General features: G+C 70.2%; 15 protein-coding genes. 2 read left to right on the plus strand and 13 right to left on the minus strand.

Annotated elements, in window-relative coordinates:
- Complete coding sequence (locus tag H613_RS0114245; RefSeq protein WP_026924341.1) at positions 1–711, plus strand: hypothetical protein; 711 nt, start codon at positions 1–3, stop codon at positions 709–711.
- Positions 708–1,193: a hypothetical protein gene (locus tag H613_RS26595; protein ID WP_035738142.1), complete on the plus strand. Its 486-nt coding sequence runs from the start codon at positions 708–710 to the stop codon at positions 1,191–1,193. The genes H613_RS0114245 and H613_RS26595 overlap by 4 nt, the downstream gene beginning before the upstream one ends.
- A 117-nt stretch (positions 1,194–1,310) precedes the next feature.
- Here H613_RS26595 and H613_RS0114255 read toward each other — a convergent pair whose 3' ends face one another.
- The 13 genes from H613_RS0114255 to H613_RS26610 all read right to left on the minus strand — a co-directional run bounded on the left by H613_RS0114255 (position 1,311) and on the right by H613_RS26610 (position 16,771).
- A complete protein-coding gene (locus H613_RS0114255; protein WP_026924342.1) occupies positions 1,311–2,474 on the minus strand; it encodes a hypothetical protein in 1,164 nt (387 codons plus the stop codon).
- A 13-nt stretch (positions 2,475–2,487) separates the two neighbouring features.
- The gene (locus H613_RS0114260; protein ID WP_026924343.1) at positions 2,488–3,723 is read right to left on the minus strand and encodes a hypothetical protein; all 1,236 of its coding nucleotides are present in this window, start codon (positions 3,721–3,723) and stop codon (positions 2,488–2,490) included.
- Between the two features lie 150 nt (positions 3,724–3,873).
- On the minus strand, positions 3,874–6,495 hold the full coding sequence (locus tag H613_RS0114265) for a right-handed parallel beta-helix repeat-containing protein (protein ID WP_026924344.1): 2,622 nt from the start codon (positions 6,493–6,495) through the stop codon (positions 3,874–3,876).
- Between the two features lie 254 nt (positions 6,496–6,749).
- Positions 6,750–7,247, minus strand: coding sequence for a D-ribose pyranase (rbsD, locus tag H613_RS0114270; protein ID WP_026924345.1), 498 nt, complete (start codon positions 7,245–7,247; stop codon positions 6,750–6,752).
- Between the two features lie 8 nt (positions 7,248–7,255).
- Positions 7,256–8,194, minus strand: a complete 939-nt coding sequence (locus H613_RS0114275) for a ribokinase (RefSeq protein WP_026924346.1) — start codon at positions 8,192–8,194, stop codon at positions 7,256–7,258.
- Positions 8,184–8,888, minus strand: coding sequence for a deoxyribose-phosphate aldolase (gene deoC / locus H613_RS0114280; RefSeq protein WP_026924347.1), 705 nt, complete (start codon positions 8,886–8,888; stop codon positions 8,184–8,186). The genes H613_RS0114275 and deoC overlap by 11 nt, the downstream gene beginning before the upstream one ends.
- Positions 8,889–8,902: 14 nt before the next feature.
- A complete protein-coding gene (locus H613_RS0114285; RefSeq protein WP_026924348.1) occupies positions 8,903–9,745 on the minus strand; it encodes a carbohydrate ABC transporter permease in 843 nt (280 codons plus the stop codon).
- The gene (locus tag H613_RS0114290; RefSeq protein ID WP_026924349.1) at positions 9,742–10,656 is read right to left on the minus strand and encodes a carbohydrate ABC transporter permease; all 915 of its coding nucleotides are present in this window, start codon (positions 10,654–10,656) and stop codon (positions 9,742–9,744) included. The genes H613_RS0114285 and H613_RS0114290 overlap by 4 nt, the downstream gene beginning before the upstream one ends.
- 1 nt (position 10,657) lies before the next feature.
- A complete protein-coding gene (locus H613_RS26600) occupies positions 10,658–11,923 on the minus strand; it encodes an ABC transporter substrate-binding protein (RefSeq protein WP_051393357.1) in 1,266 nt (421 codons plus the stop codon).
- Positions 11,854–13,476, minus strand: coding sequence for a hypothetical protein (locus H613_RS26605; RefSeq protein WP_211234829.1), 1,623 nt, complete (start codon positions 13,474–13,476; stop codon positions 11,854–11,856). The genes H613_RS26600 and H613_RS26605 overlap by 70 nt, the downstream gene beginning before the upstream one ends.
- Positions 13,473–14,462, minus strand: a complete 990-nt coding sequence (locus H613_RS0114305) for an aldo/keto reductase (RefSeq protein ID WP_026924350.1) — start codon at positions 14,460–14,462, stop codon at positions 13,473–13,475. The genes H613_RS26605 and H613_RS0114305 overlap by 4 nt, the downstream gene beginning before the upstream one ends.
- Positions 14,455–15,480: a hydroxyacid dehydrogenase gene (locus H613_RS0114310; protein ID WP_211234830.1), complete on the minus strand. Its 1,026-nt coding sequence runs from the start codon at positions 15,478–15,480 to the stop codon at positions 14,455–14,457. The genes H613_RS0114305 and H613_RS0114310 overlap by 8 nt, the downstream gene beginning before the upstream one ends.
- A 19-nt stretch (positions 15,481–15,499) precedes the next feature.
- Complete coding sequence (locus H613_RS26610; protein WP_084546626.1) at positions 15,500–16,771, minus strand: enolase C-terminal domain-like protein; 1,272 nt, start codon at positions 16,769–16,771, stop codon at positions 15,500–15,502.
- Between the last annotated feature and the right edge of the window lie 154 nt (positions 16,772–16,925).

The following is a 16,925-nucleotide window of genomic DNA, read 5'->3' on the forward strand; positions in this document are numbered from 1 at the left end:
ATGAGACGAACCCTGAGACTCCTCCTGCTCATCGGCATCGGCCTCGTACTGGCGAAGCCCCACGGTCCCGACGGCCCCGACGGCCCGACCAACCGGTCGGGCAACGGCAACGGCGCGGACCCGCCCCCGCACGAATCCCCGTCGGGGAAGATCAACACCTCCCAAGGCACCAAAAGCGCTTCCGATGCCGTCGAGGCCGAAGCCGGACTCGGCCGGAGCCGGCAATCGGGCTCGAATTCTCCAGGCGGTTCCGACACCGGCGGCCAGAAACCCGTGCAGGGACCGGCGGCCAATACCGATCCTCGCGCCCCGAGCAGCCGGCACAACCTCAACCAGATCAGAAGGAAAAGTCCCGCGAAAGACGAGAACACCGTCGTGCTTCCGGGGACCGATGTCAACGGCGACATCGAGGCCATCAAGTCGGGTGACGCGACATGGAATCCCGAGACACAGCGATACGAATTGGACAGTGGTCGCAGCTACGGCATGGAGCTCCCGAAGGGTACGCTGTTCCCGGACAGCGGACCCGGCTTCGTGAAGCTCGACCGCCCGCAGTATCAGATCTTGAAGGAGATGATGAACGCGAATGGCGATCTCGACGCGGCTCAAGGAAGGATCGAGCAGAATCCGTACCTGAATTCCGAGTCCGACTGGAATGCGGCCTTGGAGGTCTTCAAGAACAGCAACCGCTACCAAGGTGATCCGCAGTGACCCGTTACAACTTCCTGTTCCTCGATCCCGTCCGCCTGCAAGACGTCGCGGCCGCCACCGCTTCGGTCTTCGGGATTCCGGCGGACCGCATCAAGACCGTCGCGAACGGTGTGACGGAGACGCCGTCCGCGGGCATCCCCCTCGTCCTCATCGAGTTCGATCCCGAGCGCGACGGCGAGTACACCGCCTTCAGCGCGGGCGAGGAATTCTCCTCGGCCATCGGAGACCTTCCACTGGTCTCCGTGGCTTCACGGCTGTGCGCGCACCTCAAGGCGCGTGCCATCCTGGGGGTGGCCAACGCCGCTTCAGACGCGGTGTGGACCCTGGTGGCCGCCGACGGATCATCGGGCATGGTCCTCGTCGACGTCGACGACCTCGACGACGCCCGTTACACGATCACGGGGGCGCTGCAGCCGATCAAGGGGGCACCGGAGATCCCGCCGGCAGAGCTTCCGGAGGACTACAACCCGTTCTACGCCTGACACGGAACCGGCCATGTCCGAAGCCGGTGAACGCTTCGCCGAGGTCGCCGGGGCGGTGAGCGGGATCGCCGTACAAGGAGCTTCGCGCACGGCCGCTCGTCGCCGCCGTCCCGCGATTCAGGGATCGTCGGCGGTGATCGTCAAAGGCGGGGCCGAGGCGACTCGTTCGGCCTCTTCGAGGCGGTTCACCGAGCGCAGTACGTGCTGCCACGCCGATTCGGTGCTCGGGTCGCGGGCGAGGCGTTCGGCCGCCAGGCGGACGATGTTGTAGCGGCAGTCGAGGGTGTGGACTTTTCCCGGGGCTACTTGGAGTCGGATCGTCTGCTCCGATGGTGGCCCCGCCGGGGCGGTGGCGGGGTGTCGGGGGTCGGCGAATCCCGGCAGCCGGACTCGGACGGTGTGGAGGCCGGGGTCGAGCGGTATCAGCCAGGTTCCCCAGCGAGACGGGAGCGCCTCTCCGTCCACTGTGATCTCGGGGGCGGCCAGCCAGTCCTCGAAGCCGTTCGAGTAGTACGGCACCATTCCCGGCGTCGAGCCGGTGGTCCGCACGGTCACGAGCAGCTGCTGCACGGCCGCGGTGTCCGGTGCGAAGCGCACGAGCAGTCCCGATCCGGCGGGCGGCGGTGAGCCGGGGGGCAGGAGACGGGCCCGCCCCGCGGACGGAATCGGCTCGGGCGGCGGGACGTCTTGGATTCGCGACGGTTTTCCATTGGGGTGCCTGCGGAACCGGCGCCGCCACGGGAAGAACGACGCGATGCCCACCGCGAATGCGGCGTACACCAGCGCCTCTCCCAGCACGGACGAGTCCGGGAGCACGAGCCCGGCGGGCAGTCCCACGGCTATGGGGAGCAGCATCGTGGAGGCGAGCGCGGCCCCGAACGCCTTCACTCCGGGCGAGAGGCGCGCGATCCTGGCGCTTTCCGCGTACGTCCGGGAGCCGAGGAGGAGGCGGGTGATGCCGCGCATGCCGTCGACGCCGATGAACAGTTCGGATTCCGCCGCCGCTCGGATCTCGACCGTGCGCGACTCGTATACGTGGTCGTCCATGACCTCGACGAGGTTCGGTCCCGCGGGGAGTCCGACCACTGCGGCGGACCGCTCCCAGGCGACGGCCCGCCCGTTGACCGACAGGAGGGGCATCACCGTCACCTCGGGGCCGTCCGAGGGCGGGTCGAGGTCGACGATCCGTCCCCGCTTGCGGGGCTTGAGCACCTCGACGCGGAGGGTTCCGGCGTCGGCCGCGCCTTCACCGAGGTCGACGGTCGCTGAGGAGTCGATCATAGTCGGTCTGACCCTACCCGCCGGTGGAGGCGAGGTCACCGTCCAGATCGTTGAACGCCGTCGCGATCTCGTCGTCGGCGGACTGCCAGTCGTCCGCGGCCGCCCTCATATTCGAAGCGAACGCGTTGAGCGTCGCGGAGGCGGCGGAGGCGAGGCCCTGGAGCTCCTGGACTTTCTCGTCGTACTGCCCGACCCAGCCGGCCACGCCGCAGAGCCCCCAGGTCATCTCGTCCGCCGCGGTGGTGGAGACGACGTCCGCCACCCCGGCGGCGTCCTCGGCGATCTTCGTGACCGTGGGCGAGGCCTCCCGGATCACCTCGGGGTCGACGGCGCCGCCGTCCCCCGGCCCGGCAGCGGGGCCGCCGCCGCTCGTCGCGGGGCCGTCGGGCAGTGAGGCGCCGGACCCTTGGAGCGAGCCCACCACCATGCCGGGCAGCGCTTCCTTCGCGAACGCCGCGAACGCCTGCGCGAGCTCGCCGAACGCCATCGTGATGCGCGTGGTGAACTTCGTGGCCTTGAGGATGGCGTAGGAGGTCTGGACCGCCGCGAGTCCGATCGCCGAGGCCAGCGAGGCGCCGAGGGTGACGATGGAGGCCGCGACCTGCGGGGCGACCACCATGACGAAGTACTTGACGAGCTGGCTCAGCAGCCACTTGACGGCGCCCTTGATCAGCTCGGCGAGGGCCTGCGCGGCCTGGAGCACCGTCTGGAGTCCGTTGGCGCACTTCGCCAACTGGAAGACCGACGCCGCGAGGTCGTCGATCCTGCCCCGGCAGGCGACGCCGTCGGCGGTGGTCCACTCGGCCATGGGGGTCAGGGTGCCTGCCAGCGCCTGACTGAGATCCGCGTCGGCCTCGGCGACGCGGCCCCAGACCGCGGCCGTGTCGCGCATGGCGCCGGGGTCGCCGCTGACCATGTGGATCAGGTCCTCCAGCGGTTGGATCAGACCGATGAGTATGTCCAGGCCCCAACCGATCAGCGTGCCGAGCGGGTCGGCGGCCAGGCCCGCGGTCTGGAACCCGAGATCGGCGACCGTGGCGACGATCTGGGTCACGCCCGCTTCGAGGTCCATCTCCCCCGAGGCCATGTCCCAGATGCCCGAGCCGATGTTGTTGAGGTGGCTGAGCCCCGGCGCGGACATGAGGCCGTTGACGACGTTGATGTCCGAGCCCGGTATGGCCCGGTCGACGTTCTTGACCCAGTTGCCGGTATCGGTGTCGACCGAGATTCGCTCGTAGCCGTCGCCCATGACGTCTCCAGATGGTGGGGTTGCACGTCGAATGGCCCAGTATCACCGACAAACGGCGCACGGGACGGCAACATGTCCGCGTGTCGCCCTTCGAATGCCTTGCGGGGGAACGGGGGCGAGGGCCGGGCGACCCGGCCCTCACCGTGTGGTTCAGCGGCCCATGCCGTCGAGGGTGAAGTGCCGGTTCCACTCCTGGACCCAGTCCTTGCCGAACTCGTCCGCCACCGCTCCGTTCTTGGAGAACCGGAGGGTCTCGGCGTTGAGGCCGGCGTCGTCGAGCGAGGCGGGCCGCACGACGTTGGTGCCGATCTTGTCGCTCCACCGGGACAGCTCGTAGGCGGCGGGCGGGTTCGCGAACTCCACGGTGCTCGCGGCGTAGTCGCCGCCGCCGAGCACGACCGAGTGGTCGAGCTCGTTGCGGGCCGGGACGTAGAGCGAGTTCGGGTCCTCCCACACCGTGGCGCGGTCGCAGCCGTTGGCCGCGTCCACCGCGTAGTCCTCGGCCGTGCAGTCCTCGCCGGTCGCCGCCACGCGCGGGACGTACCAGTCGGTGATCTCGGGGTAGAGGATCGGCGTGCCGTCCGAGTACGTGTACTCGCCGCTGGTGTAGTGGTCGTGCCAGGTGGCGACGATCTCCGGTGTGGCGCTGTACTTCTCGCCCTCGCGCACGTCGAGGAAGGAGTCGAAGCGGCTCTGCACCACCCAGCCGTTGGACACGGGCAGGTCGGTCTCCCCGTCCTCGTGGTAGAGCTTGTCGTGCCCGGTGTGCTCGACGTCGATGTACACGTTGTCGTTGGCGGTGTTCGAGTGCCCCGACTGGAAGAACACGCCCGCGTTCGCGTCCTGGACCACGTTGTGGTGGAACCGCATCCCCGAGGCGCCGTCGTCCATGTAGAACGCGTTGTTCGAGCCGCCGATCGTCTCGAAGTAGTTGTAGGCGATCTCGTTGCCGAGGTACGTGTAGTCGCGGCCGGTGTAGACGACGCCCTGGTCGCCCGCGTTCAGGACGAGGTTCTGGAAGTGGTTGTGGTTGACCTTCATGTCGTTGCCCATGATCTGGATCGCCATGTGCGGCGCGTCGTGGACGTAGTTGTACTCGAAGGTGTTCCCGACGCCGTAGAGGTAACCGGCGGGCGTGTAGGTCGCCAGCTGCGAGAAGCGCGCGATCTCGTTGTGGCGGGCGGTGTTGTCGCCGCGTTCGAGGGTCTCGCGGTCGCCGCCGCCGAGCAGGACGCCGCCTCCGCCGAGGTCGTGGAGGTAGGAGTTCTGGACGGTGTTGCCGTGGCCGCCGCGCGTCGTCTCGTAGTCGGGCAGGGCGGTGAGCGACTCGGTCGTCTGTCCGATGCGGATGGCGTCCATGCTCACATTGGAGATCTCGACGCCGTCGATGAGCGTGTCGACCGCGTCCAGCAGCTGCACGCCGGTCACGAGCGAGCCGGACATGGCGACGTCGCGCAGCTCCACGCCGGCGGTGCCTTCGAGGCGGAAGAAGTTCTTGTCGAAGGTCATCAGCTCGATGTCCTTGCCTTCGAGGGTGTCGCCTTCGGGCAGGTAGTACAGGACGTCGTTGCCCTCGTGGCGGTCGATGTAGTACTCGCCCGTGGCATCCATCTCGGACAGCGCGTTGACGACCTTGACCTTGGTCCACTCGTCCTGCGGGATGTACATCGAGGGGTACTTCGTGTAGAGCCGGTCCCCGCTCCACGACAGGAGCCGCACCATGTCGTTGGCGTAGTTGTTGCCGAGGTAGCCCGAGAGCCACGCCTCGGTCTCGTACCGCGCGTTGTCGATGTCCTCGATCCACTGCGGATCGAGCTGGGTGGCCACATCGGAGTACTCGCCGAAGCCGCGGCCGCCCAGGTCGTCCACGACCGGTTCGGCCTCGGGGGCCCAGTGCTGGTAGCGGTCGCCCTCGGCGGCGCGTCCGCCGACGGTGAAGACCGACGGCGTCATCGTCAGCATCCGCTCGTACGACCACGAGTCGGGGTCGTCGGTCTCCTGCTTCTTGTCCTCGAACTGCGCCCTCGGGGTGGTGCCGCTCCACTGCCAGTCGTCCTGTTCGCCGAAGCGGCCGACGAGGTCGACGTTCATCAGGTCCTCGGGCCCTTCGGCGTCCCACTTGCCGCCGGTGCCCCACAGGTGGCACGAGGTGTCGGTCGTGGAGCAGGAGTCGCCGTTGGGGTACTCGGCGAGGGTCTGGATCGAGCCGTCGACGATGAGCTCGGTGGCAAACGGTTGCTGTATCCAGTTGAAGCCGTTCTTGTAGAGCGTGCCGGGGTCGATGCCCGCCGCGCCGAGGTCGTAGACCCACACCGCATCGCGCACGGCGTCCGCGATGCGGCTGCTGGAGGAGTACTGGGGCTCGTCGGCCAGGTCGCCGAGCCGGTGCCAGCCGTCGGCGGGCAGCTCGTGCGAGCCGGTGATGCTCACCTGCTCGTCCTTGTAGGCGGTGTAGGTGACCCACGAGTGCTCGTCGCCGGTCAACTCGACCGTCTCGTCCAGGACGTACTCGCCGCCGCGGAGGTAGACCGTGCCGCGCTCGTCCTCGGCGGTCCGTCCGGCCAGCGCGTCGCGCGCGGCCTCGATCGTCTTGAGCGGCGCCTGCTTCGTGCCGGGGTTCGCGTCGTCGCCTTCGGTGCTGGAGACGTACACGGTCAGGTGGGCCGGGGCCGCCGAGGCCGCTGGGCTCACACTGAGCGCCGCGCTCGTTATCAGGGCCAGCACGGCCGCCTTCGCGGCGAGGCGTCTGGCGGTGCGGTGTTCTCTCGCCATCGAGAAACTCCTGTCGAAATGCGCTGTCGAAGTGCGGTATCGAGGTGCCCCGCGCCTTGGGGCGGCGCGTGTTCCTCGGCGCCGGAACCAGGAGAGCACACATGATACATCTATATGTATGACATGTTCAGAATAGAGGTGCGGGTGGGGTTGCGCAAGGGCCCGCGGCCGGTCAGTCGTGCTTCCACGCCTCGTATTGCCGCCGTCGGCGCCCGAGGGCGCCGATGCGGGCGGACTCCACGTGTCCTGCCCTCTCAGGTGAGGTCGGGGCGCTCGCCTTCGGTGATCCGGCGGCGTCGCTCGACGTAGGCGGGCAGGATGGTCACGTCGTCGTCGGTGAACCAGTCGAAGGGCGCCGTCGAGGCGACGAGGGCGAAGTTCGCCCACGGCTCGAACGAGCCCGAGCGGACCACGAGCTTGGCGCGCGGGGCCCACTCCTCGATGAGCGCCTCGTGCGTGGTGCCGTGGAATTCCGCCCCCGAGCCGGTGAAGCGGTCCTGAACCTCGCCGTACAGGCGCGGGTGGTTCGCCTTCAGCTCAGTGGCGAAGTGGACCTCCTCGACGAAGACCGCGTCGATGAGCGCCTGGAGCACCACGCGGACGTCGATCTGGCCGCGAGTGAGGGCCAGGTCGATCCGGTTCGCGTCGGCGGGGATGGGGAATCCGGCGTCGGTCACCAGGACCACGTCGGTGTGCCCGAGCGAGGCCAGGCCCCGGGCGAGTTCGGGGTGCAGGATCGTGCCGTTTCGCATTGTCGCTCCTAAGGGTTCGTGGCCTTGAGGGTCGCTTCGACCGTTTCGCGGTCCTGATAGGAGGGGACGGTCTCCCAGTGCTCGCAGCACAGGGCCGCCACCGCGTTCGCGAACCGCGCCGCTTCGGGCAGGTCTTCGCCTTCCGCGAGGGCCACGGCCAGTGCGGCGTTGAAGCTGTCGCCCGCGCCGTTCGAGTCGACGACGGCGACCTCCAACGGCGGGACCGCCGTGGCGGCGTCGGCCGTGGCGACCAGTGCCCCGGCCTCGCCGAGCGTGATGGCGACAGCCCTCGGGCCGAGGGCCAAGAGCCTGCGGGCCAGCGCTTCGGGAGGCGTGTCGTCGCCGGGCGCGAGGCCCAGGACGGTCTTCGCCTCGTGCTCGTTCGGCGTCAACACGTCTACACAGGACAGGTCGACGTCGCGCAGGTCTGCGGCGGGGGCGGGGTTGAGGATCGTGGTGGCGCCGCCGTTCTTCGCGATGGCGAGTGCGTGCAGCGCCGTGCCGAGCGGGGTCTCCAGCTGCGCGAGCGCCACGTCGGCGCCGCGCAGCACGTCGGCGGCCCGGTCGACGTCGTCGGCGCCGAAGCGGGCGTTCGCGCCCGGGTCGACGACGATGACGTTGGCGCCCGCGGTGTCCTTGACGATGAAGCCGACGCCGGTCGGCCGGTCCGGGGCCGTGCGCAGGCCGCGGATGTCGACGCCTTCGTCGGCCATGAGCGCCCTGAACTCCTCGCCGTGGGCGTCGTCGCCCACGACGCCCAGGTAGGACACCTCGGCGCCGAGGCGCGCGGCCTGGACGGCCATGTCGGAGCCCTTGCCGCCGAAGGTCTCCCGGTAGTCCCGGCCGATCAGGGTCTCCCCCGCGCCCGGAATCCGGTCGGCCGTCATGACGAGCGCCTTCGCGTAGCTGCCGACGATCGCGACGCTCGCGTGCCCGTCAGTAGGCATCGGGGTCTCCTTCGAGGCCGTCGACGATCGCCGGGCCCGAGCTGGTGCCGACCAGTTCGGCGCCGGCCTCGAAGAGCGAGCGCATCTTCTCCAGAGAGTTGACCTTGCCCGAAACCTTGACGCGGCAGGGCGGCTCGATGTGCTCGGCGAGGATCCGCACGTCGTGCTCGGTGGCGGCGAGGCCGCCCTTGCCCCAGCCGGAGGACTGCTTGACCCAGTCCACGCCCGCCTCGTACGCGATGCGGGTCGCCTTGGCCTTGAGCTCGTCGGTCTCCAGGAACCCGAACTCCAGCATGGCCTTGACCTTGATCCCCTCGCCGTGGGCGGCCCCGACGATCGCGGCGATGTCGGCCGCGTAGAGGTCCTCGTCGCCGCCGATGAGGAGCCCGGGGTGCGGCGGGAAGTCGAACTCGTCCACGCCGTCGGCCGCGAGCGCCTTCAGGGCCGCCAGGCGCATCGTGAGGGTGTCGTTCGCCATCGGGAAGTTCAGGGTCGAGGCGACGCGGACGCCCGTGCCGGACAGCACGTCCCGAGCCGGCCGCACCCAGAAGGGGGCGATCATGGCCGCGTCGAAGCCGTACTCGACGCAGGTCTCGAGGTGCTGGAGCAGTCCGGCTCTGGTCAGGTCCGGGTTGACGTTCGTGTACTGGATCGCCCCGGCGACCTGTTTCGGGTCGGTGAAGTCGATGGTCATCTGGTCTCCTTGGCTCAGCCTTTGACGGCGCCCGCCGAGAGGCCGCCCATGATGTGGCGCTGCATGACCGCGAAGATCAGCAGGATCGGGGCGACGGCGAGCAGCAGGGTGGGGAAGACGATCTCGTAGTTCGTCGAGTACGTGGACACGGCGGCGTAGACGCCGGTGGTGATCGTGCGGAACTCCGATCCGGGCCCGAGGATCAGCTGCGGGCTGACGAAGTCGTTCCAGGCGCCCAGCGCGTTGAGGACGAACGCCGTGGCGACGATCGGGCGCATGAGCGGGAAGACGATCGTCCACAGGATGCGCTGGCGGCCCGCGCCGTCGATCGCGGCGGCCTCGTCCAGGGACCTGGGCAGCATCCTGATGTACGCGCTGAACACGAACAGGGTGAACGGGATCATCGTGGCGGACATGAACAGCACCAGGCCCGGCAGCGTGCCCATCAGCCCCAGCGACTTCAGCACGAAGATCGCCGGGACGAGGATGATCTGCGCGGGCACGAACATGCCCGCGACGAAGAACATGAGCAGGATCCGGAACAGTAGCTTGGGCGTCCGGGCGATGGCGTACGCGGCGGGGACCGCCGTCCCGATCGCCACGGCGTTGCACGCCAGGACGAGGAACAGCGAGACCGCGTAGCCCTCGATCACCGGGAAGCTGGTGCTCTGCCAGGCGGCCTTGAGGTGGTCCGTGGTGGCCGTCGCGAAGTCCAGCGAGAGCGGCGAGAGGAGGATCTCCTGCTGCGGCTTGAACGCGTTGACCACCATGATGTACATCGGCACGAGCATGGCGGCCGAGAGCACGGCGACGACGGCGACGCGGACGGTGCGGCGGACGGTGCGCTTGCCGGTCATCCGATGGCCTCCGCTCCCTCTTCGGCGCGCCTGCGCAGCGCGATGATCGTGAACGACAGGAGCCCGGCGACGAGCACGAGCAGGACGGCCTGCGCGCAGGCGAGCCCGATGTCGTTGTTGGCGAAGGAGACGGCGAGGATCTCGTAGGCCCAGTTCTGGGTGGCGTCGCCGGGCCCGCCGTTGGTCAGGCCGAGCACGACGTCGTAGACCTTCAGCAGTGAGAGCACGGTGGTCACGAGCGTGACGGTGACGGTCGGCGCCAGCGCGGGCCAGGTGACGTGGCGGAACACCTGGCCGCCGTTCGCGCCGTCGATCCTGGCCGACTCCTGCAGTTGCGGCGAGACCGCCTGGAGCCCGGCGAGGTAGAGCACGAGCTGGACGCCGAACTGCGCCCAGACGATGACGCCGATCAGCGTCGCCAGCGCCCACTGCGGGTCGGCCAGGAACGGCAGCGTGGACTGGCCCCCGCCTTCGAGGACGTTGTTCACCGCGCCCTGCGGGCCCAGGATCGCCTGCCACAGGAAGCCGACGATGAGCGCCGAGAGCACGTGCGGGTAGAACATGACGACGCGGGCGACGGTGTTGAACGGCGTGGTGCGCCGCAGCAGCAGCGCGAGGCCGAGCGCCGCGGCGTTCACCAGCAGTGTGCCGACGATGGCGATCGCGACGGTGACCCAGATCGACGGGTGCAGGTCGCCGATGGGGTCTTGGGCGATCCGCTCGTAGTTGTCGAGGCCGACCCACGTCGGCGTCTGGCTCGGGAAGCCGTTGTAGTCGGTGAACGAGTAGTAGACGGCGAACCCGACCGGGACCACCAGGAGCCCGGCGTAGACGGCGAGCGCGGGGACCGTCAGCAGCCCGTTCGCGAAGGCGCCCGCGCGCGACCGCCACGAGGTCGAAATCCGGGTCATGTCAGCCGGCGCTCTCCGCGTCGTACCAGGCGGTGAGGTCGGCGGCGACGTCGGCGGGCTCGGCGCCCTGCCACAGGCCCTGGACGAGCTCGGTGAACTTCGGGTTGAACCCGGCCACCGGCAGCGCGTGGTCGCCGACGGTCTGGTTGCCCGGCACGGCGAGCGAGGGCGCCTTGTCGGTCACCTCCTGCACCAGCGAGGCGTACTCGTTGGAGCTGGTGTCGGTGCCCTCGCGGGTGAAGTGGTCCATCTCGGCCTGCGTCGCGATCGCGGCCTCGTCGGTCACGAGGTATTCCACGAGCGCGGTGGCGTCGTCGGCCTTCTCGGTGCCGTTCCACACCATGTACGGGTAGGCCATGGTGGCGCCCATGGGGCCGGGGTAGTCGGCGGCGTCGTCGACGGGCGCCGCGGCGACGCCCACCTCGAAGTCCGGCGGCGAGGCGGCCAGGGTGGTGGAGAACCACGAGCCCATCGGGTAGATGCCGACGTCTCCGGCGATGAAGTTGGCCTCCTGGGTGCCGGAGTCGGTGGCCACGTCGTCGGCGGTGGTGTATCCGGCGTCGATCCAGCTCGCGAGGTGCTCGAACAGCGGCTCGAACTGCTCGCCGAGGGTCGATGAGCCGTCGGCGACGCTCTGCTGCCAGCCGGGGGTGGTGAGGTTCTGCTGCGGGTGCCACAGCTGTTGGGCCTGCACGCCGGTGGCCCAGTCCGCGGCGAAGGCGATGGGGGTGGCCACGCCCGCCTCGTCGAGCGCGGCGAGGGCGGCGTCGAGTTCGGCCCAGGTCCGCGGCGGCTCGGCGATGCCGGCCTGCTCGAACAGGTCGGCGTTGTAGTACAGCAGCGACTGGGCCTGCATGCCGACGCCGACGACGTTGATCTTGCCGTCGGTGGAGTACAGGTCCGACATGGGCGTTCCGGCGGCCCACTCGTAGTCGGTGAGGTCGAGGATCTCGGGGGCGGTGTCCTCGGAGGGGAAGATCGACTGGATGACGTCGGGGGCCGTCCCGGAGGCGAGGAGCGCGGGGAAGGACTCGGCGACCGACTGGCCGGTGGGCCCTTCGATCTCGACGTCGATCCCGGTCTCCTCCTCGAAGGGGGCGACGAGGGCTTCCCACTTCTCCTGCGTGAGGTTGTCGGTGATGTTGACGAGCATGCGCACCGAGTCGTCGTCGGAGCCGCCGCCCGAGCCGCAGGCCGTCAGCGCGAGGACCGGGACGAAGCCGAGGAGTGCGGCGCCGCAGGCACGGCGCCGGAGCGGAGTTGACATCGTTGTCTCCCAACCTTGGTCCGAGTCGCCTCCAGGAGCGGAGGGCGACTACTTGTAATACATACTACATGTTCTAAGTTGTGGTCGAGTGCGGGCCGCGCCTCGTGGACGTGGCCGCGGTACGGGACTGCGCCGAGGACCGAGACGTCGGTCTCGCGCGTCGAGCCGTCCACGCGGTAGATCCCCTCGTCGGCGACGAAGAAGACCGGCGCCTCGTCGAATTCGAGCTCGGCGGGCAGCGGCTCCTTGTCCGTCCAGGCGAAGAACGACCGCGCGAAGTCGTCGCGGTCCTTGCGGCCGTAGATGCTCAGGTCGCCTGCCGTCAGCGGACTGAGGATGCACCAGTGGGCGCCGTCCTCGACCCAGTACGCGCGGTCGGAGAGCAGGACGGACTGCCGCTCGGGCTCGGCGAACACCGACTCCCAGAACGTCTCCGGAGTGTCGGTGCGGCGCACGAGGAACAGCAGGTCGTGCGCGTGCCAGGCGGTGCTCGGGGCGACGTCCGCCTCGTTGTGCCAGCCCGTGGCCGAGGCGAAGTAGCCCGCGGGGGTCTGGTAGCGGGCGTACGTGGCCAGGCAGTCGTCGACGAAGCGGGCGAGCTCGGGGTGCCCGGTCTCGGCCAGGATCTCGTCGATCCCGTAGAGGCTCAGCCCCATGCCCGCGATGAGCATCGGCGAGGTGGACTTGAGGACCGCGCCCTCCCGCACGTACCAGTAGCGGTGGAACCGCGTGCAGCCCAGCTCGTCCGTCCAGGCCGAGCGGGCGACGTGGAGGCCCAGGCGGACCGCCTCGTCGAGGAGGTCCGGGCGGCCGAAGCGGCGCGAGCCGAGCACGAGCGGCACGATCATGAGCCCGTAATATTCGGCCGGTTCGAGGATCCCGCCCTCGGCGCGGTCGGCGGGCTGGCGGTAGGCCCCGGCGCAGTCGGCGTCGGGCACGCCGGGGGCGCGGCTGAGGCGGACGAGCGCGTCGAGGTCGTCCTCCAGCTCATCGGCGTAGCGGTCGTCGCCGGACAGCTCGGTGTACCTGAGCTTGGCCCAGACGCGGGCGTACTCCTGGTTCACGGTCCCGTCCTCGGTGGGCCGCCCGCCGCCGTAGGCGCGGCACGCCTCCAGGTTGGCGCGCACGGCGCCGAGGACCTCGTCGGCCTCGCCGAGGCCCAGCAGGTGTCCGGCGTGGCGCAGGCCCTCCAGGAGGCCGATGCACCCGGCCATGTTGTGGATGAGGCCCGAGGTGGCCGACTCCCCCACTTGGAAGCCGATGTGGCGGAACTGGCCGTCGTCTTGGACCGTGCGCGCCTGGAACAGCATCATGCGGCGCCACATCGCCAGGGCCCGGTCGTCGCGGCGCCGGGCGAGGGCCTCGGCGAACGCGGCGGTGGCGGGTGCCGAGAACGCCTGGTGGCCGCTGGTGAAGTCGATGAACGTGGCGGGGTTGGTGCCCCATACGCTGTGGTTGTGGAAGCCGCGGATCTGCCCGTCGTCGCCGATCCAGGTGCGCATCCACCGGGCGAGGGCGTCCACCCGCGGGGCGCGTTCGTGATGCTTGCTCATGTCGTGCTCCTTGCGGTGGCGGCGAGGTGCGGGACGAGACCCAGGCGGTCGAGTTCGTCCCAGAGCGCCTCGGGGACGTCGCTGGCGATGCGCTCGGCGTTCACGGTGACGTGCGCGGCCGTGCGCATTCCGGCGACGACCGACGCGACCGCGCTGTGCCGCAGCGCGAAGCGGGCGGCGAGTTCGGGGACGGTGACGCCGAACGGCTCGGCGGCGTCGGCGATCCGATGGACCAGGGCGGCGAGGTCGGCGGGCACCCGCCCGTAGTCGAACCGCGCGTCCGCCGCCGGGCGCGGGTTCGCCAGGAGCCCCGAGTTGTAGACCGCGGCGGCGACCACCGAGACGCCGCGCTCGGCCGCGGCGGGCAGGAGGTCGCCGAGCGCGGTGCGGTCGACGAGGGTGAAGCGGCCCGCGCACATGACCACGTCGATGTCGGTCTCGCGCACGAATGCGGCGGGCATCGCCGACTGGTTCATGCCGACGCCGACCGCCGAGACGACGCCCTGGTCGCGCAGTTCGACGAGAGTCTGGACGCCGCTGGTGGAGGCCTCGGCCCAGTGCTCGTCGGGGTCGTGGAGATAGACGATGTCGAGGCGGTCCGTGCCGAGGCGTTCGAGGCTGCCCTCGATGGACCGGAGGATGCCGTCCCTGGAGAAGTCCCACTCCCTGCGGAAGGCGGCGGGCACGGCGAAGCCTTCGTCGTCTTGGAGGTGCGCGCGTTCGGGCGTCGGGACCAGGGCTCGGCCGACCTTCGTGGACAGGACGTACTCGTCTCGGGGCCGGTGGGCCAGAGCGGCGCCGAGGCGCCGCTCGGAGAGGCCGAGCCCGTAGTGCGGCGCGGTGTCGAAGTACCGGATCCCCGCGTCCCAGGCGGCGTCGACGGCGCCCCGCGCCTCCTCCTCGGCGGTCTCCCGGTAGAGGTTGCCGAGCTGCGCCGCGCCGAAGCCCAGCTCGGTCAGGCGCGTGCCGGTCCGCATCTCACGCATGTTGCGGTCCTCTCAGGTCCTCGGGGTGGGCGAAGGGGAGGCCGCTCGCGAAGCGCTCGACCTCGGCGGCCACCGAGTCGCCGATGCGGTGCAGCTCGCGGCCCATCGAACCGGCGATGTGCGGGGTGAGCACGACGTTCGGCATCATCCACAGTTCACTGTCCGGTGCGGGCGGTTCGGGATGGGTGACGTCGAGGACGGCGTCGATGCGGCCGGTGCGGAGCTCGGCGATGAGCGCGGCCTCGTCGACGACGGCGCCGCGGGCGGTGTTGACGAGCGTCGCGCCGTCGGGCATGAGCGCCAGGATGCGCGCGTCGATCTGGCCGATCGTCTCCGGCAGCAGCGGCTGGTGGAGCGAGAGCACGTGGCTCTGGGCGGCGACCGCTTCGAGCGTGCCGACGCGGACGCCGAGCGCCTCGGCGTCGTCCGGTGTCAGCTCCGGGCTGTAGACGACGACGTCGAGTGCGAAGGGGCGCAGCAGTTCGATGAGCCGGCGCCCCACTTGGGAGGCGCCGACGATGCCGACGGTCAGGCGGTAGTTGCCCGTGTCGGGCGAGCGCTCGGGCATCCGGCGATGCTCGCGGTACTCGCGTTCGGCCCAGTGGGCGCGTTTGCCCGCCAGGAGGATCTGGGCGAGCGTGTATTCGGCGACCGGCGCGGCGTTGACCGAGCGCGCGTTCGAGGCGGCGACGCCGCGGGCGGCGTGCTCGGCGGGCTCGGACAGGCAGGTGGCGGCGACGCCGCCCGCGTAGACGACCGCGCGCAGATGCGGGACGAGCGCGGGCGGGATGCGGGGCGCTCCCCAGCCGGCCAGCAGGATCTCGGCTTCGGCGAGGCGTTCGCGGGTCGCTTCGGAGTCGGTGTCGGTGACCACCTGTTCGGGGTCGACGTCCACGGCCTCCGTGATCCGGCCGATCGCCTCGGGCGTGAAGATCTGCCCGACCAGCTCGGGAGGCCAGAAGGACAGGACCGCGCGGGGCTTGCGGGTCTTGTCGGTGTCCATGTGCTCAGTGCTCATGTGTTCAGCGGCCATGCGCTCAGTCGCCTTCCCCGGTCCCGGCGGCGCGGTGCGGCGCCGCCTCGGCACTGCGATCCCGCTGGAGCGCCCCGTCTTCCGCGATAGTGGCGCCGCGGTCCCGCTGGGACAGCCCGCCTTCCGAGGTCGTGGCACCGCGGTGGGGCGCGAGCCGCAGGCCCGCGTCGGCCGGGCGCACGTGGGGCCCGGCGGCGTCCGCCCATGTCCCGGACTCGCGCTGCGCGGCGATGAGCGCCTCGTCGACCTCGATGCCCAGGCCCGGCGCGTCGCCGAGCCGGAGGCCGCCGTCGGTGATCTCCTGGTCGGCGGTCAGTCCCACCGGGAGCGCGAGGTCCTGGATCTCGGTGACGAGGTGGTTGGGGACCGCGGCGGCCGCGTGCGCCAGCGGGTTGGCGTTGTACCCCACCGGACTCACCGGCAGGTCGCGCCCGAGCGCCAGGACCGCCACACGCAGGAAGTGCGTGACGCCCCAGACGCTCCCGGCCTGCACGACGCCGACCGCGTCGGCGTCGAGCAGGTGCCGGTACTGCTCGAGGCCGGTGAGGTTCTCGCCGCTGGCCACCGCCGAGCGGATGCCGGAGGCGACGGCCCGGTGGCCCGCGACGTCCCAGCGCCGCACGGGCTCCTCGATCCAGGTGAGGTCGACCTGCTCCTCGACGCGGTGGGCGAGCCGGACGGCCTGGTGGCGGCCCCACGCCTCGTTGACGTCGTACATCACGGCGGGCCGGTCCGAGTTGACGCGCAGGACGTCGCGCACGGCGACCAGGCGCTTGGCGTCCCGGTCGACGTCGAGGCCGCCCTTGACCTTCGCGCCCGTGAAGCCCCGCTCGGCCCAGCGCTCGTAGAGGCGGACGAGTTCGTCGTCACTGAGCGCGTACTCCAGGCCCGAGGCGTAGCCGGGGACGAAGCGGTCGGCCGCACCGAGGGTGCGCCACAGCGGCTCGCCGGCCGCCTTCGCCTTGAGGTCCCACAGGGCCATGTCGAGGGCGCCGATGGTCCCGAACGCGGCGCCGTTGTGCCCGGCCTTGAACACGAACGCGAGCATCCGGTCGTACAGCGCGGTCACGGCCCGCGGGTCCCGGCCTTCGAGGGCGGGGAAGACGCGGTCGACGCCGGGGTGCGCGCCGAGACCGACGCCGGTCAGGCCGGAATCGGTCTCGACCAGCACGATCGGGACCTCCGTGACGCCTCCGGCGATGACGCCGTTGACATCGCCCACTGGGCGTCCCCATCGGTGGACCGTGGTCAGGCTCCGATACCCGGTGATTCGCATCGTGCTCCAGATCAGCGTCGCGATAGCATGCTGGCAACGTTCCACCGGCATGTCACTTATAACTTATGATACGACTGAAGATCATACAACATTCGGTTACACTTGCCCTGACCGGCGGAACTTCCTCTGCCAGCACATCGATGGAGTCCCTGAC

The organism is Glycomyces arizonensis DSM 44726 (assembly GCF_000482705.1).
GTDB classification, from domain to species: domain Bacteria; phylum Actinomycetota; class Actinomycetes; order Mycobacteriales; family Micromonosporaceae; genus Glycomyces; species Glycomyces arizonensis.

What these genes read in the sequence shown, in the direction of transcription:
- H613_RS26600 (WP_051393357.1), bottom strand. Translation starts at nt 11,923, where the DNA reads ATGTCAACTCCGCTCCGGCGCCGTGCCTGCGGCGCCGCACTCCTCGGC.
- H613_RS26610 (WP_084546626.1), bottom strand. Translation starts at nt 16,771, where the DNA reads ATGCGAATCACCGGGTATCGGAGCCTGACCACGGTCCACCGATGGGGA.
- H613_RS0114290 (WP_026924349.1), bottom strand. Translation starts at nt 10,656, where the DNA reads ATGACCCGGATTTCGACCTCGTGGCGGTCGCGCGCGGGCGCCTTCGCG.
- H613_RS0114255 (WP_026924342.1), bottom strand. Translation starts at nt 2,474, where the DNA reads ATGATCGACTCCTCAGCGACCGTCGACCTCGGTGAAGGCGCGGCCGAC.
- H613_RS26605 (WP_211234829.1), bottom strand. Translation starts at nt 13,476, where the DNA reads ATGAGCAAGCATCACGAACGCGCCCCGCGGGTGGACGCCCTCGCCCGG.
- H613_RS0114305 (WP_026924350.1), bottom strand. Translation starts at nt 14,462, where the DNA reads ATGCGTGAGATGCGGACCGGCACGCGCCTGACCGAGCTGGGCTTCGGC.
- deoC (WP_026924347.1), bottom strand. Translation starts at nt 8,888, where the DNA reads ATGACCATCGACTTCACCGACCCGAAACAGGTCGCCGGGGCGATCCAG.
- H613_RS0114275 (WP_026924346.1), bottom strand. Translation starts at nt 8,194, where the DNA reads ATGCCTACTGACGGGCACGCGAGCGTCGCGATCGTCGGCAGCTACGCG.
- H613_RS0114285 (WP_026924348.1), bottom strand. Translation starts at nt 9,745, where the DNA reads ATGACCGGCAAGCGCACCGTCCGCCGCACCGTCCGCGTCGCCGTCGTC.
- H613_RS0114310 (WP_211234830.1), bottom strand. Translation starts at nt 15,480, where the DNA reads ATGAGCACTGAGCACATGGACACCGACAAGACCCGCAAGCCCCGCGCG.
- H613_RS0114245 (WP_026924341.1), top strand. Translation starts at nt 1, where the DNA reads ATGAGACGAACCCTGAGACTCCTCCTGCTCATCGGCATCGGCCTCGTA.
- H613_RS0114260 (WP_026924343.1), bottom strand. Translation starts at nt 3,723, where the DNA reads ATGGGCGACGGCTACGAGCGAATCTCGGTCGACACCGATACCGGCAAC.
- H613_RS0114265 (WP_026924344.1), bottom strand. Translation starts at nt 6,495, where the DNA reads ATGGCGAGAGAACACCGCACCGCCAGACGCCTCGCCGCGAAGGCGGCC.
- rbsD (WP_026924345.1), bottom strand. Translation starts at nt 7,247, where the DNA reads ATGCGAAACGGCACGATCCTGCACCCCGAACTCGCCCGGGGCCTGGCC.